The 23,969-nt window shown below is 42.0% G+C and carries 29 protein-coding genes, 1 pseudogene and 2 other annotated features; of the genes and pseudogenes, 26 read left to right on the forward strand and 4 right to left on the reverse strand.

Features of this window, described 5'->3' with window-relative positions; translation table 11 throughout:
- Nucleotides 1-577 precede the first annotated feature (577 nt).
- Nucleotides 578-806 (forward strand) — a binding site (T-box leader).
- Between the two features lie 52 nt (nucleotides 807-858).
- The 5 genes from asnS to ABU165_RS20335 all read left to right on the forward strand — a co-directional run bounded on the left by asnS (nucleotide 859) and on the right by ABU165_RS20335 (nucleotide 5,568).
- Nucleotides 859-2,250, forward strand: coding sequence for an asparagine--tRNA ligase (gene asnS, locus ABU165_RS20315; protein ID WP_009791976.1), 1,392 nt, complete (start codon nucleotides 859-861; stop codon nucleotides 2,248-2,250).
- 166 nt (nucleotides 2,251-2,416) lie between these two features.
- A complete protein-coding gene (locus ABU165_RS20320) occupies nucleotides 2,417-3,313 on the forward strand; it encodes a DMT family transporter (protein ID WP_318060876.1) in 897 nt (298 codons plus the stop codon).
- A complete protein-coding gene (locus tag ABU165_RS20325) occupies nucleotides 3,310-3,585 on the forward strand; it encodes a hypothetical protein (protein WP_009791973.1) in 276 nt (91 codons plus the stop codon). Before ABU165_RS20320 ends, ABU165_RS20325 begins: the two co-directional genes overlap by 4 nt.
- A 223-nt stretch (nucleotides 3,586-3,808) precedes the next feature.
- Nucleotides 3,809-4,537, forward strand: a complete 729-nt coding sequence (locus ABU165_RS20330) for an EAL domain-containing protein (protein ID WP_022543432.1) — start codon at nucleotides 3,809-3,811, stop codon at nucleotides 4,535-4,537.
- A 26-nt stretch (nucleotides 4,538-4,563) separates the two neighbouring features.
- Nucleotides 4,564-5,568 (forward strand): GGDEF domain-containing protein, encoded by a 1,005-nt coding sequence (locus ABU165_RS20335; RefSeq protein ID WP_009791971.1) that lies wholly within the window; start codon nucleotides 4,564-4,566, stop codon nucleotides 5,566-5,568.
- A gap of 89 nt (nucleotides 5,569-5,657) precedes the next feature.
- On the opposite strand, the gene ABU165_RS20340 is transcribed toward ABU165_RS20335, so the two are convergent.
- Both ABU165_RS20340 and ABU165_RS20345 read right to left on the reverse strand, forming a co-directional pair.
- A complete protein-coding gene (locus ABU165_RS20340; protein WP_009791970.1) occupies nucleotides 5,658-6,059 on the reverse strand; it encodes a DUF1761 domain-containing protein in 402 nt (133 codons plus the stop codon).
- Nucleotides 6,060-6,071: 12 nt separating this feature from the next.
- Entirely contained in the window at nucleotides 6,072-7,007 is a 936-nt protein-coding gene (locus ABU165_RS20345; RefSeq protein WP_318060875.1) for an AraC family transcriptional regulator, read from the reverse strand.
- A 168-nt stretch (nucleotides 7,008-7,175) separates the two neighbouring features.
- Here ABU165_RS20345 and ABU165_RS20350 point away from each other — a divergent pair, with 168 nt between their 5' ends.
- The 5 genes from ABU165_RS20350 (at nucleotide 7,176) to ABU165_RS20370 (ending at nucleotide 10,388) form a co-directional block, all read left to right on the forward strand.
- A complete protein-coding gene (locus ABU165_RS20350; RefSeq protein ID WP_022543433.1) occupies nucleotides 7,176-8,048 on the forward strand; it encodes a YitT family protein in 873 nt (290 codons plus the stop codon).
- Nucleotides 8,049-8,160: 112 nt separating this feature from the next.
- Nucleotides 8,161-8,556, forward strand: coding sequence for a VOC family protein (locus tag ABU165_RS20355; RefSeq protein ID WP_148950400.1), 396 nt, complete (start codon nucleotides 8,161-8,163; stop codon nucleotides 8,554-8,556).
- A 326-nt stretch (nucleotides 8,557-8,882) separates the two neighbouring features.
- The gene (locus ABU165_RS20360; RefSeq protein WP_318060874.1) at nucleotides 8,883-9,083 is read left to right on the forward strand and encodes a hypothetical protein; all 201 of its coding nucleotides are present in this window, start codon (nucleotides 8,883-8,885) and stop codon (nucleotides 9,081-9,083) included.
- Between the two features lie 26 nt (nucleotides 9,084-9,109).
- On the forward strand, nucleotides 9,110-9,367 hold the full coding sequence (locus tag ABU165_RS20365; protein ID WP_318060873.1) for a hypothetical protein: 258 nt from the start codon (nucleotides 9,110-9,112) through the stop codon (nucleotides 9,365-9,367).
- Between the two features lie 103 nt (nucleotides 9,368-9,470).
- Entirely contained in the window at nucleotides 9,471-10,388 is a 918-nt protein-coding gene (locus ABU165_RS20370) for a peptidase MA family metallohydrolase (RefSeq protein ID WP_224951213.1), read from the forward strand.
- Between the two features lie 189 nt (nucleotides 10,389-10,577).
- Here the strand turns inward: ABU165_RS20370 and ABU165_RS20375 are convergent, their stop codons facing one another.
- Complete coding sequence (locus tag ABU165_RS20375) at nucleotides 10,578-11,354, reverse strand: metal-binding protein ZinT (RefSeq protein WP_224951215.1); 777 nt, start codon at nucleotides 11,352-11,354, stop codon at nucleotides 10,578-10,580.
- Between the two features lie 303 nt (nucleotides 11,355-11,657).
- Between ABU165_RS20375 and ABU165_RS20380 the strand changes: the two genes are divergently transcribed.
- The 9 genes from ABU165_RS20380 (at nucleotide 11,658) to ABU165_RS20420 (ending at nucleotide 18,283) form a co-directional block, all read left to right on the forward strand.
- The gene (locus tag ABU165_RS20380) at nucleotides 11,658-12,428 is read left to right on the forward strand and encodes a TerC family protein (RefSeq protein WP_022543436.1); all 771 of its coding nucleotides are present in this window, start codon (nucleotides 11,658-11,660) and stop codon (nucleotides 12,426-12,428) included.
- A 177-nt stretch (nucleotides 12,429-12,605) separates the two neighbouring features.
- On the forward strand, nucleotides 12,606-13,064 hold the full coding sequence (locus ABU165_RS20385) for a DinB family protein (RefSeq protein ID WP_318060872.1): 459 nt from the start codon (nucleotides 12,606-12,608) through the stop codon (nucleotides 13,062-13,064).
- Nucleotides 13,065-13,189: 125 nt separating this feature from the next.
- Nucleotides 13,190-13,434 (forward strand) — a binding site (T-box leader).
- Between the two features lie 53 nt (nucleotides 13,435-13,487).
- Complete coding sequence (locus tag ABU165_RS20390; RefSeq protein ID WP_318060871.1) at nucleotides 13,488-14,486, forward strand: tryptophan--tRNA ligase; 999 nt, start codon at nucleotides 13,488-13,490, stop codon at nucleotides 14,484-14,486.
- A 375-nt stretch (nucleotides 14,487-14,861) separates the two neighbouring features.
- Entirely contained in the window at nucleotides 14,862-15,335 is a 474-nt protein-coding gene (locus ABU165_RS20395) for an 8-oxo-dGTP diphosphatase (protein ID WP_180827397.1), read from the forward strand.
- 103 nt (nucleotides 15,336-15,438) lie between these two features.
- On the forward strand, nucleotides 15,439-16,128 hold the full coding sequence (locus ABU165_RS20400; RefSeq protein ID WP_318060870.1) for a hypothetical protein: 690 nt from the start codon (nucleotides 15,439-15,441) through the stop codon (nucleotides 16,126-16,128).
- A gap of 229 nt (nucleotides 16,129-16,357) precedes the next feature.
- A complete protein-coding gene (locus ABU165_RS20405; RefSeq protein WP_318060888.1) occupies nucleotides 16,358-16,891 on the forward strand; it encodes a dihydrofolate reductase family protein in 534 nt (177 codons plus the stop codon).
- An 81-nt stretch (nucleotides 16,892-16,972) separates the two neighbouring features.
- Complete coding sequence (locus tag ABU165_RS20410; protein WP_165352667.1) at nucleotides 16,973-17,149, forward strand: hypothetical protein; 177 nt, start codon at nucleotides 16,973-16,975, stop codon at nucleotides 17,147-17,149.
- Between the two features lie 46 nt (nucleotides 17,150-17,195).
- Nucleotides 17,196-17,540 (forward strand): DUF3139 domain-containing protein, encoded by a 345-nt coding sequence (locus tag ABU165_RS20415; RefSeq protein ID WP_094768748.1) that lies wholly within the window; start codon nucleotides 17,196-17,198, stop codon nucleotides 17,538-17,540.
- Between the two features lie 185 nt (nucleotides 17,541-17,725).
- A complete protein-coding gene (locus tag ABU165_RS20420; RefSeq protein ID WP_101551458.1) occupies nucleotides 17,726-18,283 on the forward strand; it encodes a DUF5412 family protein in 558 nt (185 codons plus the stop codon).
- Between the two features lie 162 nt (nucleotides 18,284-18,445).
- Here ABU165_RS20420 and ABU165_RS20425 read toward each other — a convergent pair whose 3' ends face one another.
- Entirely contained in the window at nucleotides 18,446-18,595 is a 150-nt protein-coding gene (locus tag ABU165_RS20425) for a hypothetical protein (protein WP_318060869.1), read from the reverse strand.
- Between the two features lie 297 nt (nucleotides 18,596-18,892).
- Between ABU165_RS20425 and ABU165_RS20430 the strand changes: the two genes are divergently transcribed.
- From ABU165_RS20430 to ABU165_RS20460, 7 genes and pseudogenes are all read left to right on the forward strand, one after another.
- Nucleotides 18,893-19,315 carry a hypothetical protein gene (locus ABU165_RS20430; RefSeq protein WP_253616401.1) on the forward strand — a complete coding sequence of 141 codons (423 nt, stop codon included), beginning with the start codon at nucleotides 18,893-18,895 and terminating at the stop codon, nucleotides 19,313-19,315.
- Between the two features lie 621 nt (nucleotides 19,316-19,936).
- Complete coding sequence (locus tag ABU165_RS20435; protein ID WP_318060868.1) at nucleotides 19,937-20,389, forward strand: DUF6843 domain-containing protein; 453 nt, start codon at nucleotides 19,937-19,939, stop codon at nucleotides 20,387-20,389.
- A gap of 113 nt (nucleotides 20,390-20,502) precedes the next feature.
- Nucleotides 20,503-20,988, forward strand: a pseudogene (locus ABU165_RS20440) (GNAT family N-acetyltransferase).
- An 87-nt stretch (nucleotides 20,989-21,075) separates the two neighbouring features.
- Complete coding sequence (locus tag ABU165_RS20445; RefSeq protein WP_101551468.1) at nucleotides 21,076-21,441, forward strand: hypothetical protein; 366 nt, start codon at nucleotides 21,076-21,078, stop codon at nucleotides 21,439-21,441.
- Between the two features lie 165 nt (nucleotides 21,442-21,606).
- The gene (locus ABU165_RS20450) at nucleotides 21,607-22,413 is read left to right on the forward strand and encodes an aldo/keto reductase (RefSeq protein ID WP_094768754.1); all 807 of its coding nucleotides are present in this window, start codon (nucleotides 21,607-21,609) and stop codon (nucleotides 22,411-22,413) included.
- A 221-nt stretch (nucleotides 22,414-22,634) separates the two neighbouring features.
- Nucleotides 22,635-23,159: a hypothetical protein gene (locus ABU165_RS20455; RefSeq protein WP_318060867.1), complete on the forward strand. Its 525-nt coding sequence runs from the start codon at nucleotides 22,635-22,637 to the stop codon at nucleotides 23,157-23,159.
- Between the two features lie 216 nt (nucleotides 23,160-23,375).
- Entirely contained in the window at nucleotides 23,376-23,771 is a 396-nt protein-coding gene (locus tag ABU165_RS20460; RefSeq protein ID WP_318060866.1) for a GNAT family N-acetyltransferase, read from the forward strand.
- Nucleotides 23,772-23,969: the final 198 nt, after the last annotated feature.

Genomic DNA, 23,969 nt, shown 5'->3' on the forward strand with positions numbered 1-23,969 from the left:
TTTTTCTATTATTATAGCATTCTGGAAATTTATGTGCCCCTGCTCATTCATGCCATTACCGCGAGTAAGGGAGCCAAGGGGACAGACCCCCTGGCCCACCAACCGAGCCAAGGGACAGACCCCCTGGCCCAAAACCGAGCCAAGGGGACAGACCCCCTGGCCCACCAACCGAGCCAAGGGACAGACCCCCTGGCCCAAAACGGAGCCGGGGGGACAGACCCCCTGGCCCAAAACGGAGCCAAGGACAGACCCCTGGCCCAAAACCGAGCCAAGGGACCTGACCCCCTGGCCCACCAACCGAGCCAAGGGACAGACCCCCTGGCCCAAAACCGAGCCAAGGGGACAGACCCCCTGGCCCAAAACGGAGCCAAGGGGACAGACCCCTGGCCCAAAACCGAGCCAAGGGACCTGACCCTCTGGCCCACCAACCAACCCAAGAAGCCCGCTCCTCAAGCTGTTTATCCCCTCAAACTTTCGGCAATAATGCTTAATGAAGAGATTAATCTGCCCTGCAGCCAATATCCCAGTTGAAACTATCCCGCTCTTCGATTAATATATATGGTGTTGAACTAAACAAACGAAATCGATGATGAGGAAGAGTAGCTGGTGCTGTAATCTAAAGCGAGTCAGGGATGGTGTGAGCCTGATGAGGATGCATGAGCGAAGAACACCTCTGAGTTCTAACCGAAAAGGCTCACTGAGTAGGCTTAGACGTGTCCGGGACGTTATCTGCCGGAATTGATAAGCTGGCCGCATTTTGCGGCAATGTGGGTGGTACCGCGGAAGCAAAGCCTTTCGTCCCTTTTAGGGGGACGTAGGCTTTTTTTTATGAACACTATTTTTTTAGGAGGATCAATCATGATTAAAGCAACTGTTAAAGAGCTGTACAGAGATCCTGAAGCCCATTTGAATGAGAAGGTGCGTATAACCGGCTGGGTCCGTACGTCCCGCGATTCAAAGACTTTCGGCTTCCTTGAAGTCAATGACGGCACTTTTCTTAAAAATGTACAGGTCGTTTACGGAGACGAGCTGCCGAATTTTAAAGATATTACAAAAGCGGCCATCAGCTCTACTGTTTCTATAGAAGGTTCCATCGTTCTGACGCCTGACATGAAGCAGCCATTTGAAATGAAAGCCGAGCAGATTACGATTGAGGGTAAATCAAATTCAGACTATCCGCTGCAAAAGAAGAAGCACTCTTTTGAATACCTGAGGACGATTGCCCATCTGCGTCCGCGCACGAATACGTATTCAGCTGTTTTCCGGATCAGGTCTCTGGCTTCTTATGCCATCCATAACTTCTTCCAGGAAAAAGGCTTTATTTACGCTCAAACTCCAGTCATCACAGGCAGTGATACGGAGGGTGCCGGCGAGATGTTCCGTGTGACAACGATGGACATGAATAATGTTCCTAAAACGGATGAAGGCGACGTGGATTTCAGCAAGGACTTCTTCAATGGAGAAGCCAATCTGACAGTCAGCGGGCAGCTATCAGCAGAAGCATTCGCTCTTGCTTTCCAGAAGGTGTATACATTCGGGCCGACTTTCCGTGCAGAAAACTCTAACACAACCCGCCATGCGGCTGAGTTCTGGATGGTTGAACCGGAAGTGGCATTCGCTGAGCTGCCGGATATCCTTGACCTGGCAGAAGCGATGATTAAGCATGTCATTCAGTATGTGCTGAACGAAGCTCCTGAGGAAATTACATTCTTCAACAGCTTTATCGATAAGACTCTTATCGAAAGGCTGAACACAGCGCTGAATACTGACTATGCACGCGTGACTTACACGGATGCAATCGAGCAGCTTAAAGAGTCAGGCGAGAAGTTCGAATATCAGCCTGAATGGGGTGCAGACCTGCAGACAGAGCATGAGCGCTACCTGAGTGAAGTCATTTATAAGCGTCCTGTCTTTGTCACAGACTATCCAAAAGATATCAAGGCTTTCTATATGAGAGCGAATGATGATGGCAAAACCGTTGCCGCTGCAGACCTGCTTGTTCCTGAAATCGGCGAGCTGATCGGCGGAAGCCAGCGTGAGGAGAGGGAAGAGCTCCTTAAAGAAAGAATCACTGAGATGGGCATGGACCTGAAGGACTACTGGTGGTATCTTGAGCTCCGCAAGTATGGAGAAACCAAGCACTCCGGCTACGGAATCGGCTTTGAGCGCCTGATCATGTACCTCACAGGCATGAAGAACATCCGTGATGTTATCCCATTCCCGCGTACTCCGGGGAATGCTGAATTTTAATTTACCTCTAAATCATTTTAAAAAGCCTGTCTGCTATTCCTTTAGCGGACAGGCTTTTTCATTGGGGATTCCAGTAAGCCGGCAGCAGAAATCCAGAACCATTTTAGGGAACCGAAATACAATGGAAGCATTGAGAGCCTAAATGCGGGAAGGGGGAAGTGACAGCGTGGGGGTTATTTTAGCCATTTTCTGTGCCATAGCTTATTCTTTCAACTATATATTCATCCAGCTTGGGATGAGAAAATCCCCGCAGGATAATGGCAGTTTCCTGTCTCTGTTCATTTGTGTGCTGACCGTGACGGGGATATACGGATCGATGTTTCTTTTTGGGGAAAAAGAGATGGCGCCTGTTAGCTGGATTGGTGTCTTTTTTTATATGCTGGCAGGATTTTGTACGGTATTTTTAGGCAGGACTCTTCTGTTTGCCGGTATTCGAAAAATAGGCTCTTCCAGGGCGGCCGCGCTGAAAAATGCTGCCCCGGTATTCACCATTATCATGGCCGTTCTTTTTTTAGGAGAAACCATTTCTCTTCTTGCCGGGACTGGAATCCTCGTCATCCTGACCTTCCTCTTTCTGCAGGCACGATTTGACTTCCGCTCAGCAGGGGACCATGCGGAACGAGAGGATAAATCGGGGTTCATGCTGGCGATTGCTGCGGCCATCTGCTTTGGCATTGGCCAGGGGCTGAGAAAATTAGGAATTCTGTATGATTCTGATGCAGTCTTAGGATCATTGATTGGCTCCGTATTCGCCCTGCTCGTGTTTATTTTGATGGAAATTGGCAGAAAGCAGCTGAAGCTGACATTGGCATGGAACTTTAAAAATATCAATCTCTATTTTGTGGCAGCCGGCATTGTGACAGGGTTTGCCCAAGTCTCTTTTTTCGTGTCCCTTCTTTATACTCATGTATCGTATGTCAGTACCATAGCGGCTATTGAGCCGATCATTACGATTTTCCTGGCCAGGATGCTGTTGGCCTCTGAAGAAAGATTCCACTGGAGGCTGATTGCAACAGCCTGTGCTGTCTTTTTGGGGACGGTGATTATTATTATTGGGCAGTGAAAGCCAGAACGGATGCCAGTGCAGGTTGGGGCATTCTCCAGCTTGATCAGGAAAGGCTGACAAAAAGGGAGAATGGGATAATAACAGAGTGGAAGGATCAAGAAATCCCATACATACTTGAAGCAAGAGCTTTTATTCATGCGATTAAGACAGGGTACGCCTCCGGGATTAAAACGGACTATTTGGATGCCTGCCGAACCCAGGGAATTGCAGCGGCAGCTGTGGAGTCAGCCCGTACCGGCGGCCTAGTAAAAATTATGGACGACTTTTAGCTTTGGAAAAAACGCAGTTATGAACAGGCTTTCCTTGATCAGTGGGAAGCGCAATGATGGGGGGAGCTCATAGGGGCTTTACCTTTTTTTATCTTTGGCTGCCATGTAGGAAGCTTGTCAAATTCTTATATACCTAGAAAGATTTTTACAAGAACCTTACACGAATTTAACAGAGAAGTAGTACATTTGGATTATCGACTTTATGTTTAGGAAGGTATTTTTGATGACAACTATGCTGTTTGAATCTAAAGAAGATCAAAACTTCCATATGTTCAATTTCTGCCATGCGTTTCAGCCTATATTCAGTTTGGCAGAGCATTGTATTGCAGGTTATGAAGGACTGATCAGAAGCTTTGAGATCCAAAATCCCGAAGTGCTGTTTGCAATGGCCAAACAGAACGGAAAGCTGTATGAGCTGGATGTTTTTTCGATTGCCCGGAGCATCAGCACATTTGAATATCAAGCTGCAGCTGCTGCATCTTTCCGTTTATCTGTGAATATTTTCCCATCTACAATGCTGGAACCGGCTTTTTTATGGAAAATCGATGATATAATGAAGAAAGCATTGCTGAAGCCGGAACAGATTACGTTTGAGTTGAATGAAGCTGAATCGGTTGTTTCTTTAAACAGGCTGAAGGATATTGTCCAATATTTGAAGTCTCTTGGCTTCAGGATCGCACTTGACGATCTTGGAAAAGGACAGTCTTCCTTGCGGATTGCTCTGGAGCTTGAGCCGGATATCGTCAAGCTTGACCGTTATTTTTGTGAAAACCTGGCTGAGTCTGTGAAAAAGCAAAAGTTCCTTGATTGGATTGCTGCCTATTTTATCAGCGAAGGCGTGGCCGTTACGCTTGAAGGGATTGAAACTGCGGAGCAATTAATGATTGCCAGGCAGGCAGGCATTCAATTGGGACAAGGATATTACCTTGGAAGGCCCAGCACTCATCTATAACTTTGTACTGAAATGAAGGTGTCGTTATGCAAGCGACGATTGGAGAAATCGCCGAGAGAGTCATGTTTGTTGCTCCTTCGACAAAATGTGAATATGTTTATTCCATTTTTAAGGAAACGCCGGAAATTGAAGGGGTCGTTGTCTGTATGGACAGCCGGCCGGTCGGGCTGGTGTCGAAAACGAAATTTTATCAAAAGTTGTCCACTCAGTACGGCTTTGACCTGTTCATGAAGCGGAAAGTTGAGCTGGTCATGATCCCGGAGCCTCTTGTTATCGACCATTCTGTCCCAATTACGGAAGCCAGTGCCCTTGCTATGGACCGGACACAGGAGCAGCTGTATGATTACGTAATTGTAACGAAAGAAGACCTGCTGATTGGTACAGTGAGCATCCGGAATCTCCTGATGAAGCTGGCGGAGGAACAGATCAGCATAGCAAGATATTCAAATCCGCTGACAGGGCTCCCGGGCAATTTCGAGATTAAAAATGCCCTTAAGAAGGCAATGTCCTCGGATCAATATACCGTGCTTTATATTGACATCAACTCATTTAAAACCTTCAATGATACATTTGGATTCAAAACTGGCGATGAGGTCATCCAGGCAACAGCAGCAATAATGAAAGATGTGATTGCTGCAAGTCCCATGAGCAGCCATTCCTTTATCGGGCACATTGGAGGGGATGATTTTATTGCGGTTTTCCCTCATCATAACTATCAAAACATCTGCTCGGCGATTCTCGAAAGATTTGATGATTATGCCCGTTCATTTTACTCGGAAGAAGAGCTTAAGGAAGGGTGCATCCAGGCAGTAAACCGGATGGGAATCCCGGACAGTGTCCCGATCCTTGGTCTATCCATTGCTGTTGTCCTCAACACGAATACTGACTTTCAAACGATTGAAGAATTGAGCAGAGAAGCCGCCCGGCTTAAGAAACACTGCAAATCTTTCCGCAAAAGTGTTTATCTTACTTTGGAAGATGAAAAATGCTGCCAGGCCTTAGAGGAGTACACGAGCGGGTCATTGGTCTAATGAGGAAACATCACACAGCTCTCTTCTCGCTGCATAAAAAGGTGCCTGCCCTTGTAATAGAATACTGGACAGGCACCTTTCTTCAATACTTATAAAAATAACCCCACAACCATCCCCACCATAGTAAATGCAATTATATGGTCTCCAACAGCAATAACCAATGATTTCTTTGTGACAAGTCCGAATAAAGCATTTTTTACATAAACGATGGAGATCAATAATCCGGCGGAAAATCCCAGCACTGCGCCATCCAGCAGGCTGTCAGAGCCGGTCGCCTGAAGGACGGCAGCCATTAAATATGAAATCATGAATGCAATAATAACTGAGTAGATATATTTGAATGGGCCCTGGCTTTGTTTATTGATGATTTCATGATTGCTTGTATACTTTTTCGATAAGGCGATTGAATAATAGATTCCTCCGTAAAGGATGTATACCATTCCTCCGGCAATTACCGGAAGGAGGGAGATGCTGCTCCAATCAATTGACATAAGATTGCTCCTTTATTTGGGTTCGATGGCCAGGCATATTGCCCTGATTTTACACTCTACTGACAGCGACCCTTTGAGCGGCTTTACATCAACCAATTCCACGGGATTATCCAGATACCTGTATCCGCTTCTCGGCAGCCAGAAGCTGTACAGTTCAGAATAGCATTCAATCAGTCTGCTTCTTTCACTGTAATCGACAGGTTCATCAAACTCATATACAACATGCTTTCCCCCTTTAAATAGAAAGGCGGGTTCGCCCTCCGGAATCTTATCCTGATCAATTGCTATGCGGCAGTCATATCTGGTTTTTTCCGGAGGTGTTATATATGGATTATTTCTCGGCACACCAAAGGTGAACGGATCCGGTTTCATTAGCTCCCTTGATGTTGTCCAATGGTAGAGGTCTTCCCAGGCATCCGGGATTCCTTCCGTGTAAGGGCCGACGCTTTGTCTATTCACAGTTGCGCAAACTGGAAGCTCAATGGTCCTGACTTTATCCAGGTCCAGCCATCTAAACTCATTATAGGGATTCTGCTGCTGTTCCTCTTTCTTTATATTGCTGAAAAGTTTAGATTTCTTGCTATCCTGATAGACTCTCGGAAATAATTCCAGATAGGCTCCTTCACGCCACTTTCTGGGGCTCGTACTGAAATTTTCTTTAAATGAATAGGTAAAATAAGAGATGGAGGAGAATCCGCACATGAGGGCTACCTCGGTAATTGGAATCTCACGCTCATATATCAATAAGTGTGCGGCATTCTCGAGCCGGAGCCTTTTTATATATGCAGCCGGAGATTCTCCCATGAATGATTTGAAGATGCGCTGAAAATGAAAAGGGGAGTAAGTCGATACCTTGGCCAATTTTTCAAGCGGCAAAGTATCCTGCAAATGCTGATCTATATATTCAAGTACTTTAGTAATTTGTATAAACTGTTCTTTCCCAGACATCTTTTGTACTCCTTAGTGTAAATTTCCTAACTTATATTAAACAGGATATGCTGTTCAGGGACAAGGGCGGTCAAGGCTCTTTCCCCTGGCAAGTGTGAAGTAGTGTTGGGGATTGGCTAAAATATGATACACTGTAAAAATGAAAATAGAGTAAAGGCAGGAAATTTTATGACTGAAAAGAGAAAGCATAAGTCGAATAAACTGAAATTTGCTATGAGGGTGCTGCTGGTCATCCTCGGGGGAGTGATAGCTGCATATGGCCTCGAAACCGTTCTGATTCCGAACGATGTCTCAGATGGTGGTGTCACAGGCCTCAGTATCGTTGGGGCGCAATTATTTGATTTTCCATTAGGGATTTTGATCGCGGTCCTGAACATCCCGTTTATCTGGCTGGGATATAAGCAGATCGGAAAAACCTTTGCGATCCTTTCCATCATCGGAATTGCTTCCCTGGCTATAGGGACAAGCATGATGCATCATACCCCGGCAATCATTGAAGGCGATACCTTGCTGGTCACAGTGGTTGGGGGGATCATCCTCGGGTTTGGCATGGGGCTGGCGCTGCGGAATGGCGGTGCTTTGGATGGCATCGATATGCTGGCCGTGCTGCTGTCCCGGAAATTGCCGTTTGGGACGAGCGATATCATTCTCTTCTTGAACATTTTTGTATTTATCTTCGTTTCAACCGTGTTTGGGCTGCAGGGGGCAATCCTGTCAGCAATTGCTTACTTTATCGCATCCAAGGTCATTCACATTGTTGAGGTGGGACTGAGCGGTTCCAAAACTTTTCAGATTATCACCACTCAGCCTGCATTGATGGTAGAGACCATTCGCGACCGTCTGGGCCGAAGTGCGACTTATAAAGAAGTCTACGGAGGCTTTTCCCATGAAAAATTCAGGGAGATCACCTGTGTCATCAACCGCATGGAAGAAACCAAGCTGAAAGAAATCATCAATGAAATTGACCCCGATTGCTTTGTCACTGTTTATGATGTTTCGGAAGTAAAGGGCGGAAATTTCAGGAAGAAGGATATCCACTAATAGAAAAGATGCCTGCTCCAAAAACTTTGGGGCAGGCGTTTTTTTGTAGAAGGGATTCCTAAAGATAACTCGAAGTTAGTATTAGAAATTAATTGGAAATCGGGAGGTAATCATGGGAAGACTTATTCATTTCGAAATTCATGTGGATGACATGGAGCGTGCGAAAAAGTTTTATGGGGACGTGTTTGGCTGGTCGTTTCAGGACTGGAGCGAATATGCCGGGATGCCATACTTCGGCGCAGTGACGGGTGATGACAGTGAAATGGGCATCAATGGGGCCTTGATCAAACGCCAAAGCCCGCCGCCCGAACCCGGTCAGCCAGTGAACGGCTATTCCTGTACTTTAGGTGTTAAAGATTATGACAGCACCGAAGCCAAAATCATTGAATACGGCGGAAAGGTCGCATTGCCGAAATACGCTCTGCCGGGGATGGCGTGGCAGGGATATTATGTGGATACAGAAGGCAATATCTTTGGAATCCATCAGCCTGATGAGGGTGCGAAATAGCGGCAAGTGCTGAAATTTCTGCGAAAATCCAGGAAGAATTTTTATATCCTATTGCTTATCATCCTGATAGCCTGGTTTAGCTTGTATGACTTTCTAACAGAAAAGGAAGTCCACCTCCTTTCTAATTGTATCCAGGCTGCCGTATATATTGCCGTATATGCCTTCCTGGATTGGGGCTTTTTCGGAAAAGAACGGAAAAAAGAATAAAGAAGCAATGGGCATTTCCTTTTGATGGGGAAATGCTTTTTTTGTACCAATAAAAAGGAACTTTTTTCCTTATAAACCGTATATGTGCTTAAGTAAATTGTCGGCAAAGGGGAGCAAGGATGTTTTATAGTGATATACAAACGGTCCTGACGGCCTTATTTTTCTGGTGGCTTGTGCTGCTTCTGTTTCAGCGCTTGGCCAATCGCTATCCTGAAAGGAATACGTGGAAAAAGGATATTTTGACTTCTTTTTATCAAAGCGTTTTGATTCTAATCCTGCTGCCGGTGCTGAAGTTTATATGGAACCAATTTGGCTACTAATATCCGGCTAAGTAAGGAGTGAAGCGATGCGAGTCAAGAATATACTTATTGCTGCATCTATTTTTCTGAACATAGGATTAGGGCTGGTTGTCTATAAAGAGTTGAGCAAGCCAGATGCTGGTGAAGTTGGTCTGATATTCAAGGAAGCGGTCAGGACAGAAAATGATCAGCAGGCCAGGACACTCATGGCCGAGGGAAGAAAGGCGAAAATCTCTGATGAGCTGCTGCAGCAAATTAAGGTAAGGATGAGTTCAGGTAAAGCTTCAAAACCTATGAGCTGTTAAAATTTGAAAATGGCGAAATGGTGCTGCTTCATTTAACGCCTGATGATCGGTATGAAATACAGGATGTGATGATTGTGCCTGAGAGAGATGAGAGGGGTATTTGATGGAGATGTACATTAAAAATAGGAAGTGGAAGGCGGGCAGAAGGATAAAGGCTGCCTCTGCTGCCATTTTGCTAATGGGGATTCTTATCGGCTGTACCAATACTGACAAGGATGCCGAGGTCACCAAAAGAGCTGAGCCTCCAAAAAATGAATTGACAAATTTTAAAACAGAAGATGGGAAAATTGATATTGTTATGCAAAATAAAGGGGAGTTTTCTGCGGATACGCTAAAGCAGATCAAAGAAGAAATCCTCGGCTTTTATGCGGCACTGCAAAAAGAAAAGATTCCTCTTTCTCCACCCTCCAGGATTTATTTGAATCTGCATAATGAGCAAAAGGTCAGCTCCCATAACGGCGGCACCATCAATCTTTATTATATTTCAGAAGGAAATGATCCGCTCATTCATGAAATGACCCATGCACTTTTTAATGATGAAAAAGGACAAGTTACACAAGAAGGCTTGGCGATTTTTATGCAGGAAACCTATTCGGAAAGAAGTGTGAATCCTAATTATAAGGAAGATACACATGAAATCATGAAGGATTTAATCTCTAAAGACATCATACTGCCTCTTGAAACCCTGCTGTTGGATGACAGATTCTTCTCCTATACAAACCTGGATAAAGACTCATCCTCCCTCAGATGGCTGGCTTACATCGAATCCGCTTCGTTTACAAGGTATCTTATCAATGAATATGGAATGGAAAAATTCCTGGAAATTCATGGTGAAGCGAACCTGGCAGCAATTATTCAGGCAGTCTATGGAAAGTCACTGGAGCAGTTAGAAGGAGAATGGAAGCAATTTTTGCAGAGTGGTTCTGAACCAAATGAAGAAGCGGTGAGAAGCTATGAGTCTGGCATTCAAGGAATTATGAAGCATTTGGAAGAGAATAAAGAGCGTTTATTGGACGGGTGATAGGGGAGATTTTTATAAGGACAGAAGCTCTTCCTTCAGGCCAGTTGTCAGGATAAAAGGGGCTTGGTTAAAAAAAGCAGTGAAACGATTTAAACACTGAGCAATTTACCCAAAAAATGATGTAGATTAAAAAAGCTGAGAGACAAATATCACCTGCAAAAGGGCAATATCTCTCTCAGCTCAAATTTATTAATGAGCAGTCATTTCATGCACTATTTCGTCTCCGCTTAAATCAGAGAAATAATAGGTTGGCCAGTGCTCCAGTTCTTTCAGAAGTTCTGCATGTTCTTCATCCCCGAAATAAATGTGGTAATGATGGGCTTTTGTCGGGTAGATGCTGTGATCGCTGAATTGGACATGCTTTGGCAGCCCGTCTGTTTCTTCTCCTGCCAGATCAAATAGAAAACGGACGCCCCGGTTTCCGGCTTCATAGTTCAGGATTTCGTAGCCGTGATATTCATATTCTCCTGTTTTTGCTTCACCATTTCTGTAAAATGTCATCTCGTTATCCTTGATAACAATTCGTTCAACGTCTGTCTCATAACCAGTTTTATAATAAGCTTTGTACTCCTCAGCGGATCTATCCTTTTTTGTTTCAGCTTTGTGTTCAAAAACCTCATCCAGCGTTCCGTCCAGCAGATAAGGATAAACAGACTGCCAGTCGCCTTCCCAGTCAGATAAAGGACGGTCTTCGACTTGGTCATCTTCAAATATCCCTGAATAGATTTGTTGTTCTTCCTCTGAGCCGTGGCTGTGGTCATGCTCGTGTTCATGATCTTCCTCGTCATCATGGTCATGTTCATGATCATGGCTTTCTTCGGCACTCTCAGTGGATTCCTCGGCATTTTCAGCGGATTCCTCAGGGGCTGCCTCTTTAGCCGGTGCATCGCTCTTTTCCTGGCAGCCTGCAAGGATGATGCCTAATAAGAAAAGGAAAAAAATAGAACTGGTAAGCTTTTTGCTCATAAATAATATCGCTCCGATCATTATGTATTGTATAAATCGTAATTGTTACTATTTATACTTTACTGAATATACTATGTGCGAAAAAATGTGTCAATGTAAAACGTAATTATTTTGATTTATGATTAAGAAAACTATTTGAAAAAATAATATTGCAGACAACATCATGTGTTATAAAATGGAGTTATTGTATACATTGAGGGGATCATTTAAAAAAGAAAATGATTAATGCTTAATTAAATGGTTATAAACTGCTTTATCAGGGAAATCTACAAAAAATGTATTGTTGTTGAGAGGAGTGTTTTTATGGAGGGCATATGGCTTGAATATGCATGGGCATTACTGATTTTAATTGGATTGGAGGGCTTGCTTTCTGCTGACAATGCGCTTGTACTGGCTGTCATCGCGAAGCATCTGCCTGAGGAAGAGAAGAAAAGAGCTATCAACTACGGAATTATTATGGCATTTGCCTTTCGATTTATCGCGCTTTTTGCCATTTCCTTCATTGCCAACGTGTGGCAGATACAGGCAATCGGGGCGGCTTACCTGCTTTACCTGGGATTGAAGCATGTGATTAAAGCGAAGTTTGGGAAAGACAACGAACATAACCGCGAGGATCTGAAAGAAGAGTCCCGCGGCAAGGGATTTTGGCCGACGGTAGGGAAAATTGCATTAGCCGATTTGGCATTTGCAATTGACTCAATCCTTGCTGCGGTTGCACTTGCTTTGGGACTGCCGGATTCACCGCTCGATGATTTCGGCGGCATGGACGGCGGACAGTTCATTGTCGTGGTCCTTGGCGGAATCGCGGGCTTGGTCCTTATCAAATTCGCTGCAACCTGGTTTGTGCAGCTGCTTGCGAAACGACCGGCACTTGAAACAACCGCCTATGCCATTGTAGCGTGGGTCGGAGTCAAGCTTGCTGTCATCACCCTTGCGCACGAAGATATCGGTGTCCTAGACCACCACTTTCCGCACAGCACAGGCTGGACACTGGTCTTCTACGGAATACTGATCGCAATAGCCCTCCTCGGATGGTTTGCACCGCAGAAAAAATCGAATACCGAAACATTATAAAGAGCCAAGGGGACAGGTCCCCTGGCTCTTTTTGCGGCTGGGCCACGGGGTCTGTCCCCCTGGCTCCTTTTGTGGCTGGGCCATGGGGTCTGTCCCCCTGGCTCTTTTTTCAAGAAGGATTGGCGCCATGTTTTGTGGAACTTATGGTGGAAGTCATTATAAGAAGGAGTTCAAAAAATGAATGACCGCCACGAAAATCTTTTCACCCAGCTGCAAGCTTATAGGGAAGATATTCTGCTTGTGTTAGAAGGAATTACCGCCGGTCAGGCAGAGATTGTTCCCGATAAATTCCGTAATAACATCAGATGGAATATGGGGCATATTTATCTGGACCAATATTTATGGATTGAAGCGGTAACGAAGGAAAAATCACCGGTGCCGGAAGCATTCCGCACCTGGTTTGGCTATGGCTCAACACCTGCTGATTTTACTGAAGAAACACCCTCATTTAATGAACTTAAGGACCTGCTTAGACAGCAGCCAACAAGCCTGAGGAAAGCCTATGGCCACCGCCTTGAAGAAGAATATCCGCCAACAGAAATGGGAATGCAGACAATCGAACAAGTGCTGATCCGGACGATTTTTCATGAAGGCATGCATCTGCAGGCTATCATGGATATTCGGAAGTGGCTTTGAGCCAAGGGGAGCCAAGGGGACAGGTCCCTTGGCTCTTTTTGGGAATGGGCCATGGGGTCTGTCCCCCCGGCTCGAAATAACTCTTGACCTCTTGATATCCATATTTTAGAATTGATTTTAATTATTGGAGAGCGATGATGAAGAATAGTAGGCATTAAGAGTGTGGCAGAGAGCTGATGTTGGGTGGGAATCAGTACAGGATTAATGCTGAATGGGCTTCTGAGCTTCCGGGCTGAACTTGCAGTAGGTCCGGCGGAGCGCCTTACCGTTACAAGAGGCTAAGTATTGGAACCTTTGGTTTCAGTATGGATAAGTGCGTTTACTTATTGTGAACGAATGAAGGTGGCACCACGGGTTACTCGTCCTTTTTGGAGGGGTAGCCCTTTTTGTATTTCATCCAACTTTAAACTAGGGGGAGGCATTATGGGGAAAACGATTTTAACGGGGATAAAGCCTACTGGGCGCATTCATTTAGGGAATTATATCGGGGCGATCAAGCCTGCATTGGAGCTGGCTGATTCAGGGGAATACAGTGCGGCTTACTTTGTCGCCGATTATCATGGACTGACCAAAATCCATGATGGGGCCGAAGTTAACGAGTTATCATATGGGATTGCTGCAACATGGCTGGCATTGGGACTTGATCCTGACAAGGTGATTTTTTACAGGCAATCAGACATTCCTGAAATCTTTGAGCTGAACTGGATATTAAGCTGTTTTGCATCCAAAGGGCTTATGAACCGTGCCCACGCCTATAAAGCCGCTGTTGAAGCCAATAAGATTGCTGGGAAAGATGCCGACTTCGGTGTGAACATGGGTTTGTTCAACTACCCAGTGCTGATGGCCGCCGATATTTTGATGTTCAAGACGGAGGTTGTTCCTGTCGGGAAGGATCAGATCCAGCATATTGAGATTGCCAGGGATATTGCAGAAAGCTTTAATCATCATTATGGCGAAACATTTCTGCTGCCAGAGTATAAAATTCAAGAAGATACAGCAGTGCTGCCAGGCTTGGATGGCCGGAAAATGAGCAAAAGCTACAACAATACGATCCCTCTTTTTGAAGAACCAGGCAATCTGCAGAAACTTATCAACAAAATCAAAACAGATTCACTGCCGCCAGAGGCGCCGAAGGATCCGCAGTCTTCCGTATTATTTATGCTGTATAAAGAATTCGCTTCAGCTTTTGAAGTTGAAAAGATGAGAGCAGAATATCAGAAAGGCATCGGCTGGGGAGAAGTGAAAAAGGAGCTCTTCCATACAATGAATAGATTCATGGAGGAGCCGCGGGAAAAATATAAGGAGCTGATGTCCTCGCCGGCAGCAATTGATAAGATTTTGCAGGAGGGAGCAGAAAAAGCCAGGGCTGTCAGTGCACCGTTTTTAAAAGAAGTAAAGAGGAAAATAGGGTTCACTGTATAACTGTTTAACCAGCAGGATTCTAACTTCCCTGCTTTATAAATGCCATATGAATCTGATTGGGGGATATTTTGAGGGCAAAAATAATCGTATTCCTACTTACTCTTTTCACCTTTCTTACATGGCTGTTCATGGCCATCTATTTTTCTACAGAGAATGATTGGTGGTCTGTGCTTGAAAGCAGAGAGACCAGCTATGATACAGCTGTAGTTGGAGTATCTTATGTAAAAGTTCTCTTGGGCACAGGTCTATTTCTAGCGGGGGGAACCTTAGTGTACATGTTAATTTGCAGAAAATGAACCAGGGGGTCAGGTCCCTTGGCCCATTTTGAGGCTGGGCCAGGGGACCTGACCCCCTGGCACGAAATGAGGAGATATTTTGGAGAATCAAATAACCTATAAGATCTGGACAGTGGTGATGATTCAGGATGGAGATAAAGTGCTGCTGCTGGACAGGCAGCATGACCACTTTAAGGGCTTTCTTCCGCCGGGCGGGCGAGTGGAATTCCCGGAGAGCTTTACTGATGGAGCAATCCGGGAGGTCAGGGAAGAAACCGGCCTTGAAGTGAGCAATCTTGTATTTAAGGGGATTTCGGAGTTTGTGAATCCGGTGAAAAATGAGCGGTATATGATGATGAATTATTGGACGAAGGACTTTGAGGGCGAACTGCTGGAGAATCCGCCGGAAGGGGAGCTGCATTGGATCAGCATAAAAGATGCAAAAAATTTGCCGATGCAGGAAGATATCAAAATGAGATTTGATTTGTTTTTCGAGCCGGGGACATTTGAGATTCAGACGGTTTGGGATGAGGAGAGGAATGGGTCGGGGGCCATTATGATTAAGAGAACATGAAGAGCCAAGGGGACAGGTCCCTTGGCTTTTTTTTTGAAGCTGGGCCACGGGGTCTGTCCCCTTGGCTCACAATTTGGGAATGCTAAAAACGAGGTGAGGGCTATTGAAGAGAGTAGTATTTTTCTTATTGTCTATACTCTTAGTGAGTTTATCAAATGAAGCTGGAGCTGCAGAACCAAAACATAAAATAGTCGCCAAATCAGACAGCATCACTTTGCATGCCATAGAGAGGAATGGTCTTTTTTACGACTTTAAATTGAATTTTCAGGGAAGTGAGTATTCCAGGCCCTTCTGGATAAATGCATCCAATCCCACTTACGCCCCTGAAATCCATAACGAGGATATTAATGGTGATAAAAAGAAAGAACTGATTATTATCCTGACCAAAGGTTATGGTACAGGCGTCTTAGAGCAAGAAGTGGCTGTCTTTCATGTAAATGGCCAGCCGTTGAGAGAAGTACTGGTTGACAACCCAATGGCAATTGTAAATAAGAATATAAAATCAAGCTTAACAAAAAACAAAGCAGTGATAACGATTGGACAGAAGTCTTATCAAATTGATGTTAAAAAGTTGAAGCTTTTACCTGATACCATATTTCCAGAGATTAACTTTGGCAGCATCATTAAGTACGAAATAAGAGATAATAAACTTTATGCTGTATTGTATCCCCAGCTGTCTCCAGGTGCTTTTGCAGGCAGCATTGTCATTGGATATGAATACCGGGATCGTATGTATCAGGCAAAATCAATAATTTTTGTGAGCCAGGGGGACAGGTCCCATGGCTCTTTTTAAAACTGGGCCAGGGGGTCGTCCCTGTGGCAAGTCATTTTGTGATGTCAAAACTGATAATAATAAAAAGACCTAAGGGCAGAAATATATTTTAATGTAACAGGCGGGTTGATCCAGGAAGGATAACCGCCTTTTTTATTGAATCCTTATTCTATAAAAGTGCAGTTTAAATCAAGTTCTTGTTGTTAAAATAAAAATGGGCCAAATTTCCCCGTAGTTAGGACGGTGTATGATGAAGAATCCGCGGAACATAGTACTCTTTATTGCTCAAAGCTTGGATGGATACATCGCAACAAAAGAAGACTCATTAGAATGGTTATTTAAAGTAGAGGGTGAAGGTGATAATGGCTACTCGGAATTTTATGAAGAAATTGACACAATCATTATGGGCAAAAGAACATATGACTGGATAATGAAACACGAAAAAGGTCAATTCCCATATAAAAATAAAGACTGTTACGTCTTTTCCAGGTCTCAATTAGAAGATACAGCTGATGTTAAGTTTGTGAACGAAGATATTGTAGATTTCGCCAATAGTCTTAAAAAAGAAGAAGGAAAAAATATTTGGGTAGTTGGCGGCGGAGAATTGTTACACACGTTTTTGAAAGAAGAATTACTCGATGAATTGTTTATCACAATTGCTCCTTCCATCATCGGAGATGGAATCCCATTATTTAAATCCGGCGATTATCAGCTGGACTTAAAACTTAAAGGGACCCGAACTTTTAACCAATTTGTTGAAATACATTACACAGTAAAAAAGTGAGCCAAGGGGACAGGTACCTTGGCTCATTTTGAGACTGGGCCACGGGACCTGTCCCCCTGGCATGTTTAAGGGGGAAAAATAATGGAAGTGAGAATGGAGTATTATGTTCTCGGGCTACTCACAATATCATTTATGTTTTTCAATATTGCTGCCTATTTGATGGGTGGTGTAAATGAGCCGTACAGAGACCTATTATTAACTATTGCAGTCGGTCATTTTGTGATGTCAAAACTGATTATAATTAAAAAGAAAGAATGAGCCACGGGACCTGTCCCCCTGGCCTCATTGAAACTGAGGGGACAAATTGAAAATAAACATTATTATTTCACTCTCATTGGTTTTAATAACACTTTTAGGAGTATTTTTGGGTGTGTTTCAATTACCGAAAAATCAAACTAGGGATCAAGTATTAAGCTATTTAAATGCTAGAGAAGATGCTCCATTAATTAGTTCGGCCGAGTTGGTTTATGATTGGAAAATGGGCAGATATATGGCAGATGTTAGATATGAAGATGAGTTGGATGTACGATACAGCTATATTTATGATAAGGAAAATAAAAAGGTTCGGGTCTATAATATTATTAAATCTAATCAAGGTATGGAGGGCGGAGTGCAAGAAGGTAAACATGACAGCTTGGATAATTATTGATAGATTCCTGATAAAACCATGGGAACATCAATTCACTTCTGGTCATTTACCTGATAAAAACTGAATTTGTAAAGTGAAGTGCTATTTAACTAACAAAGGCTATGCTCAAGATCAGCTGGCATAATAGGGAGGATTTCTTTATTTTTAGTTTGCTTGGAGAGTATAGTAATTAAAGCAGGGGGATTATGAATTTAATGTTATCTGGTTTCTTAGCATGTGTCGCTGCTACTATATTATTGGTGATTCTATGTGCCAAAATCATAAATGTTTTTGTCAAAAAGAAACGTTTCCCTAATAAATTACTGATAGCAGTATTGGCTGGGGTTATTTTGGTTTCTTCAATATATGTGTATGAAACGTACTTTTTTACCTTTAGTAAAATTGACAGAGACAATGTCCAAACGGGACCTGGATCTGTCACATCACCCAATAAAGAACTTACTGCTGCTGCTTTTTATGAACCATATGGCGGCGCGGCAGGCGGTGTTAACGTCTGGGTTGAAGTCACAAACAATCATAAGAAGAATAATGTTCAAACTGTTTATTATGCTGATGCAAAAAGTGACTTTTCAATGAAATGGATGGATGAAGACACCCTGTATATCCTCAATGACGACCCCGACTATCCAAATTTAAACAGAAGCATCAAGTTAAAAATCGGCAGAGAAATTTATCACGAAAATGGATTGGCTTGTAAAAGTCTGCTAATGAAAGACGAATTTGAGACTTGCTACCAAAACTAATATCTTCTATGTTCCGGTTCAGCTGCTGCCAAACCAGGCAGCTTTTCTTATATAACTTATTAGGCAGAAATGACGTTCTGGATCGTTCTCTTTACGGTTGTATTACGTAATAGAGATAAGATGCTTATTCTGTTGAAAAAAGGCGATGAAATCATCGCCAATTTAAGCATCTTTTCTTGAACGTTCCTTATGATAAATATAATCAACCCGTTCTTTGGTTTTCATAAGCATTGAAGATAAAATTGCTGTGTAAATAGTTGTTAAAAGAATTGCAATAATTCCTATGCCCAACAAATTATTATCACGATGCATCAATACCACCACCTTCTTTTAGTTGCAATAATATATTGCTCTTGATGCTTATTTTTATTCAAAAAATCAAGGAATCGGAGCAGTTGGCTGTTGATACTCAATTCACTTTTTCCAGATAACAGCTGCTTATGTTTTGGATGGCTGGTAAGCCAGATACCTTTCTTATCTCACAAAAGGGGGCAGCCTTCTGTAATGAAGTTAAGTATATGAGATAACATATGCCGGCCAAAGGCGGGTATTAGTGCATAGCATCTAATTGCGATGGGAAATCTATTGAAAAATATGGGAGTGACTTTCATGAGGAAAGTGATCGTTCTTTTCACCATTTTATTTATACTTACAAGTGGTGATTTTGTTAATGCTAAACCTTCCGAACCCAAGGTAATTAAACCTTATGCAGAAGATTGGTATGTCACTCCAGAAGATATTATTAAGGATATTGTATTTCCCTCAATTGATAAAAAAGTGACGCAGGAGTATTCAGGCAATGATGAAGCGATCTTTGGGTGGCAGTTCCAAAGAATCGTCGGTATTGTTTACAATAATAATCATTCTTATGATATTTCCATAAATATTCAAGTTCCAGAAGGAAGTAGCACACTCGGCAACTATGCACATGACCTTGTTAAAGTTAGGGTATCACCATCTTGTGATAGTCCTAAAATTGGTTGCAGTCATGGATTTAAAGTAGAAATAGTAGAGTACAGCCATTTGTCATGATAAGTTCTAAATAATACTTTGTTTGAACAGCGGCGTTTTAAATCAATTTTTGATAACAGTTGTAAAAGAAATACAATTAAACTGCAGATGCTTATGCTAAATCGGCTGCCAATCAGGCGGCCTTTCTTTTGTATAACAAACGGGGTGTAATGTATAACAAAATTTTGACTGACATGTAACTATTTAAAAGTTAGTTCGTCTGTTTATTTACACAAGGCGGCATCATATAAAATTGACGAAAATAATATCTTTTATAAGTATTTTGTTTATGATCTGAGTTAATGTGCGATAACGGTTTTATTAACAACCCCGCAAAAGCATTCCGAATCCAAGAGATTTTCTTTAAAAAAAATGCCGGCATAATTGCTGGATAAAATTGTTTATTCTAATGCCCAGACGTTAAATGGGTTTCTGATTTTGAATAACAATTAGGTGAACAATTGGAGAAATAACTAAACAAATAGATAAGGCATGGAGTTTTAAAAACGGGACAGCAAATATATTGTTGGAAGTAGGATATATAAAACAGATACTCCAGCTTATTTTGCGAATATAGAGGGGAAAGAAATACTGTTGTTCCATTATTAGGTATTTATGGCTCAGATCGGAGGTAAAGTTTATTTGTTTACCAGAATTGGATTAGCTGCGTTAGCTCTAATAATCTTAGTAACAGTTTATAGGTTGATAGCCATTCAAGAGGGAGTTGACCAAACCTATTTATTACCGATGGGTTTTGAGGGATGTGTAGTAATTAATTACAATGTGAAGGGTGCAAGGCCACTAAAAATAGATAACAATGAAATTGTTTATAAGGTTCCTAAGAGTGGGGTTTTAAACACTTCTTCCCCATCTGATTTTGGCTGGGTCAATGAACAGCATTCTGGAGGATACCAATTACGTGCGTTTTATGTTGACGGCAAAGGAAATAAAATTAAAGAATTACATCAAGAAAAAATAAGGTTAGGAGCGAACGGAGCAGCTCAAGAGGAGGGAAAGCCAGAAAGACAATATTCCTATCAGATTTTTGGTTCAGAAGACATTGAAAACAAAGGTTGTCCAGCACTTGATAGATAGAAACTGCTTCTATTGCACTAATGGATGCTCACGTTCCAAACCAGGCAGTTTTTTTTCCACATAAGTGGCAGTCGAAGAAGGAATTTTTACTTCTTATTCAAAGGGGACTTAAGATGAATATCACCATCCGCAAGATGCACTACCAAGATACAAAACAAGTTCAAAGCATAGCGAAAACAACTTGGAATGCCACATATGAGGGCATAATCCCCTTAGAAGTACAAAATAATTTAATAAAGTTAAATTATAGTGATGAAAGTATGAAACAACGTATAGAACGTTCTATAGTTTATGTTGCAGAAGTTGAGGGAGAAGTTGTCGGTTTTGCAAACTATTCTACAGTGAGGGATGGCGGAAAGGTCGAATTGGCGGCTATTTATCTTTATCCATAATTCCAGGGCAGAGGGATTGGCACTGCTTTGATACAACAAGCGGTTAAAGATTTAAAAGGTATAAAAGAAATTTATATCAACGTCGAAAAAGATAATAAGATTGGCATGTACTTTTATGAAGCGAAAGGTTTTGAAACAGTTAAAGAATATGAAAAAGAGTTCGATGGACATATCTTAAAACAAGTACGGATGGTAAAAAAAGTTTAATTGCTAACGGGTGATTATGATGCAGACTAGCTGCCATATCACGCTTTTAAAGTTACTTCATCTGTTTATTCAAAAAGGAGGCATCACATGAAATTCACAAAAATCTTATTACCTATAAGTATGTTGTGTATTTTCTTAGTGGGATGCAATAAAGGTCTTATTGACAATCCGGCTCCAAAGGACTTTCTTAGCGATGATAGTGCTGATATATTTCTTCTGGGTGGAATTGTGTATTCTAATGCCCAAGATGTTGATTGGGTTTCTGATCTGGAATATCAATTGGGTGAACAAATTGGAGAAATAACTAAAATAACAGATAAGGCCGGCAGTTTTAAAAACGGTACGGCAAATATATTACCTGTTGGAACTAAAATATATGAAACAGATACTCCAGCATATATTGCAAATGTTGATGGAGAGGAAATACCATATTTAAAACAGATTGAAGGTTAATCGTTACTATGGTTCAGATCGCTGCCTAACCGATGCTGCTGAAGCTTGTTCCGATCAAGGAAAATGATAGCCAGAGGAATGATACCTTCTTTCATATTACTTTTTGAAAATTCCATAATTTGATATGATATAAGTAAAGTAATTAGACAGAGGGAGTGCTTAAATATGGAATACATAACACTTAATAATGGGCTGGAAATGCCTATAGTAGGTACAGGTACAAATACGTATGGAAAAGAAAACAACGATTATAACGGGGCGTTAACAAATGAAATTCCTGAACTGGCATCAGCAATTGAGCTGGGTTACCGTTCCATAGACGCAGCCATCATGTATCGAAACGAAAAGCTTGTCGGAAGTGTGTTAGCAGAAAGCAAAGTGCCTCGGGAAGAGTTTTTCATTACAACCAAAATTCCAGCCAGTGAAGAATATATTTCTTCCAAGGAAGCTACCCGGGCAGCTATTGATAATAGTCTGAAAAACTTCCAGACAGACTATCTTGACCTGCTTCTTATTCACTTCCCTATCGAGGACAAAGTACAGCTTAAAAACACTTGGGAAGTCTTTGAAGAATATTATGAAGCGGGCAAATTAAAAGCAATCGGTGTTTCAAACTTTGAAAAAAATCATCTGGATGAATTGAAAAAATTCGCCAAAGTGAAGCCGGCTGTTAATCAGATACAAATCAACTTAAAAGAACCCAACAAAAATCTCCTTGCCGTATTAAAAGACGAGGAAATTACCCCTGTTGCCTGGGGACCTATGAAAGCCGAAGCCCGCCAAAAAGAAGCTTTGGATGAAATCGGTAAGATCTATCATAAATCCGGTGCACAAGTCTTATTAAAATACCAAATCCAACGCGGTGTGATTGTTATCCCTAAATCTCACAACCGAGAAAATCAAGCGTCTAATCTAGACCTTTTCAATTTTGAATTGACTGCGGAGGATATAGAAAAGATAGAAAACCTATAAATGCTTAGTCCTTTATCCTGGTAATATGAATAATATTGCTGGGATTTTAATTTTTTTTGAGCAATTCAGCTGCCATTTCAAAAAAAATGCAATTACCTTATTGTTAATATATGGTAAAATAAGTTAATGAGGAGGCGATTGAAATTAAACGAACGCCATTTGAGCCACCAACCGATTTTTACGATGAACGGTTAAGCAAAGTTGATGAGCAAATCTGTTCTTTGCTGAAACAGCGGAGGGATATTTCAAACGATAACCCAGGGATTCCGTCTGATCATTTTATCTCTAACTGGGCTATAAAATATGATCTCTATGAAGAGTATTTGAAGGCGTTATTCGGGGGAATGAGAATATACGATTTCTTTAAACCGCGTATTGAACCGGCTGGATTCAGAAAACACCTATCGGTTTTAAAATCGGTTGAAAAAGATGATCGGATATATTCCATAACCGTTATTCGGCAGTATGAGAATGCCAGCGTTATACAGCTGCATATTGATTGGGATGAGCCGGATGATCCGCCAATCGGCCGGCATCATCATAATAGTTTTGAATTGTTTTTAGGAGAGCAATACGATTGCTGGCAGTCTCGTGGTGGTGGCTCAACAGGGCATTTTACATACAGCTTCATTGTTTCTCCGCCATTGCCTGACGATATTTCCAATACAAAGATAGTCTTTAAAGAGTATAGCGACACCTTTAAGGAAAAGCCAACAGGGCTTGAAATTGTTATGAATATAGAATAATAAGCTAAATGCGGGAAGGCTTAAGATCTGAATGTAAGTTGGTCAGGTCTTTTTTTTGATTAACAAACTGGGCAGGATGGTGAAAGAAGAGCTGCATAGCACAAAATAAAAGTAACCTATAAGAATTACATAGTATTCAAGAAATATGAATGTGATCGGGAGTCATTGATTAGTACTGGCTAGAATTTTTAACTGCTAAGTTGGGGAGTGGAAAGCATGAAGATATGCCAGCAGTGGAGCCAACAGGATAGTGAATATATAAGAAAGAAAGTAATCGAGCATAATTTAAGAAATGTTCCTGACACAGTAAAACATCCAGTGAAAAAAGTAAGTTTCATACTTAGAGATGAAGTAGATAATATCTTAGGCGGAATAACAGGCACAATATTTTGGTACCATCTACATATAGATTTCTTATGGGTGGATGAAACTCTAAGGGGAAAAGGTTATGGAGAGAAGTTATTAGAAAGCATAGAGGAAATTGCCGTGACTAATAAATGCAGATTAATTCAACTGGATACGTTTAGTTTCCAGGCACCAAAATTTTATCAAAAGTATGGTTATGAAGTGGTTGGGATAGTTGAAGAACACCCAGCAAAAGAACTCCAATAATATTTTCTGCTGAAAAGATTGGTTTAATAGCATTTTCAATATGAGCGTTAATCCAAAAAGGATTGACGTTCTTTTTGTTGAATACAATGTTACTAAAGGGTTGCATTCTTTTTGTTTCCAATAAGCAAGATGGAGACCCAGAAATTATTTATTTTAAATTGAAATAGAGTTATTGAACTACCCAGGTCTACGTTCTAA

Source organism: Cytobacillus sp. T106 (genome assembly GCF_040492155.1).
Taxonomy (GTDB): domain Bacteria; phylum Bacillota; class Bacilli; order Bacillales; family Cytobacillaceae; genus Bacillus_AB; species Bacillus_AB infantis.

Bases quoted from the DNA above. Each gene is read 5' to 3' on its own strand.
- ABU165_RS20335 (WP_009791971.1), top strand. From the start codon at position 4,564: ATGCAAGCGACGATTGGAGAAATCGCCGAGAGAGTCATGTTTGTTGCT.
- ABU165_RS20385 (WP_318060872.1), top strand. From the start codon at position 12,606: ATGAATGACCGCCACGAAAATCTTTTCACCCAGCTGCAAGCTTATAGG.
- ABU165_RS20350 (WP_022543433.1), top strand. From the start codon at position 7,176: ATGACTGAAAAGAGAAAGCATAAGTCGAATAAACTGAAATTTGCTATG.
- ABU165_RS20370 (WP_224951213.1), top strand. From the start codon at position 9,471: ATGGAGATGTACATTAAAAATAGGAAGTGGAAGGCGGGCAGAAGGATA.
- ABU165_RS20330 (WP_022543432.1), top strand. From the start codon at position 3,809: ATGACAACTATGCTGTTTGAATCTAAAGAAGATCAAAACTTCCATATG.
- ABU165_RS20460 (WP_318060866.1), top strand. From the start codon at position 23,376: ATGAAGATATGCCAGCAGTGGAGCCAACAGGATAGTGAATATATAAGA.
- ABU165_RS20365 (WP_318060873.1), top strand. From the start codon at position 9,110: ATGCGAGTCAAGAATATACTTATTGCTGCATCTATTTTTCTGAACATA.
- ABU165_RS20375 (WP_224951215.1), bottom strand. From the start codon at position 11,354: ATGAGCAAAAAGCTTACCAGTTCTATTTTTTTCCTTTTCTTATTAGGC.
- asnS (WP_009791976.1), top strand. From the start codon at position 859: ATGATTAAAGCAACTGTTAAAGAGCTGTACAGAGATCCTGAAGCCCAT.
- ABU165_RS20425 (WP_318060869.1), bottom strand. From the start codon at position 18,595: ATGCATCGTGATAATAATTTGTTGGGCATAGGAATTATTGCAATTCTT.
- ABU165_RS20405 (WP_318060888.1), top strand. From the start codon at position 16,358: ATGAAGAATCCGCGGAACATAGTACTCTTTATTGCTCAAAGCTTGGAT.
- ABU165_RS20420 (WP_101551458.1), top strand. From the start codon at position 17,726: ATGAATTTAATGTTATCTGGTTTCTTAGCATGTGTCGCTGCTACTATA.
- ABU165_RS20390 (WP_318060871.1), top strand. From the start codon at position 13,488: ATGGGGAAAACGATTTTAACGGGGATAAAGCCTACTGGGCGCATTCAT.
- ABU165_RS20445 (WP_101551468.1), top strand. From the start codon at position 21,076: ATGAAATTCACAAAAATCTTATTACCTATAAGTATGTTGTGTATTTTC.
- ABU165_RS20355 (WP_148950400.1), top strand. From the start codon at position 8,161: ATGGGAAGACTTATTCATTTCGAAATTCATGTGGATGACATGGAGCGT.
- ABU165_RS20340 (WP_009791970.1), bottom strand. From the start codon at position 6,059: ATGTCAATTGATTGGAGCAGCATCTCCCTCCTTCCGGTAATTGCCGGA.
- ABU165_RS20360 (WP_318060874.1), top strand. From the start codon at position 8,883: ATGTTTTATAGTGATATACAAACGGTCCTGACGGCCTTATTTTTCTGG.
- ABU165_RS20380 (WP_022543436.1), top strand. From the start codon at position 11,658: ATGGAGGGCATATGGCTTGAATATGCATGGGCATTACTGATTTTAATT.
- ABU165_RS20450 (WP_094768754.1), top strand. From the start codon at position 21,607: ATGGAATACATAACACTTAATAATGGGCTGGAAATGCCTATAGTAGGT.
- ABU165_RS20345 (WP_318060875.1), bottom strand. From the start codon at position 7,007: ATGTCTGGGAAAGAACAGTTTATACAAATTACTAAAGTACTTGAATAT.
- ABU165_RS20410 (WP_165352667.1), top strand. From the start codon at position 16,973: ATGGAAGTGAGAATGGAGTATTATGTTCTCGGGCTACTCACAATATCA.
- ABU165_RS20430 (WP_253616401.1), top strand. From the start codon at position 18,893: ATGAGGAAAGTGATCGTTCTTTTCACCATTTTATTTATACTTACAAGT.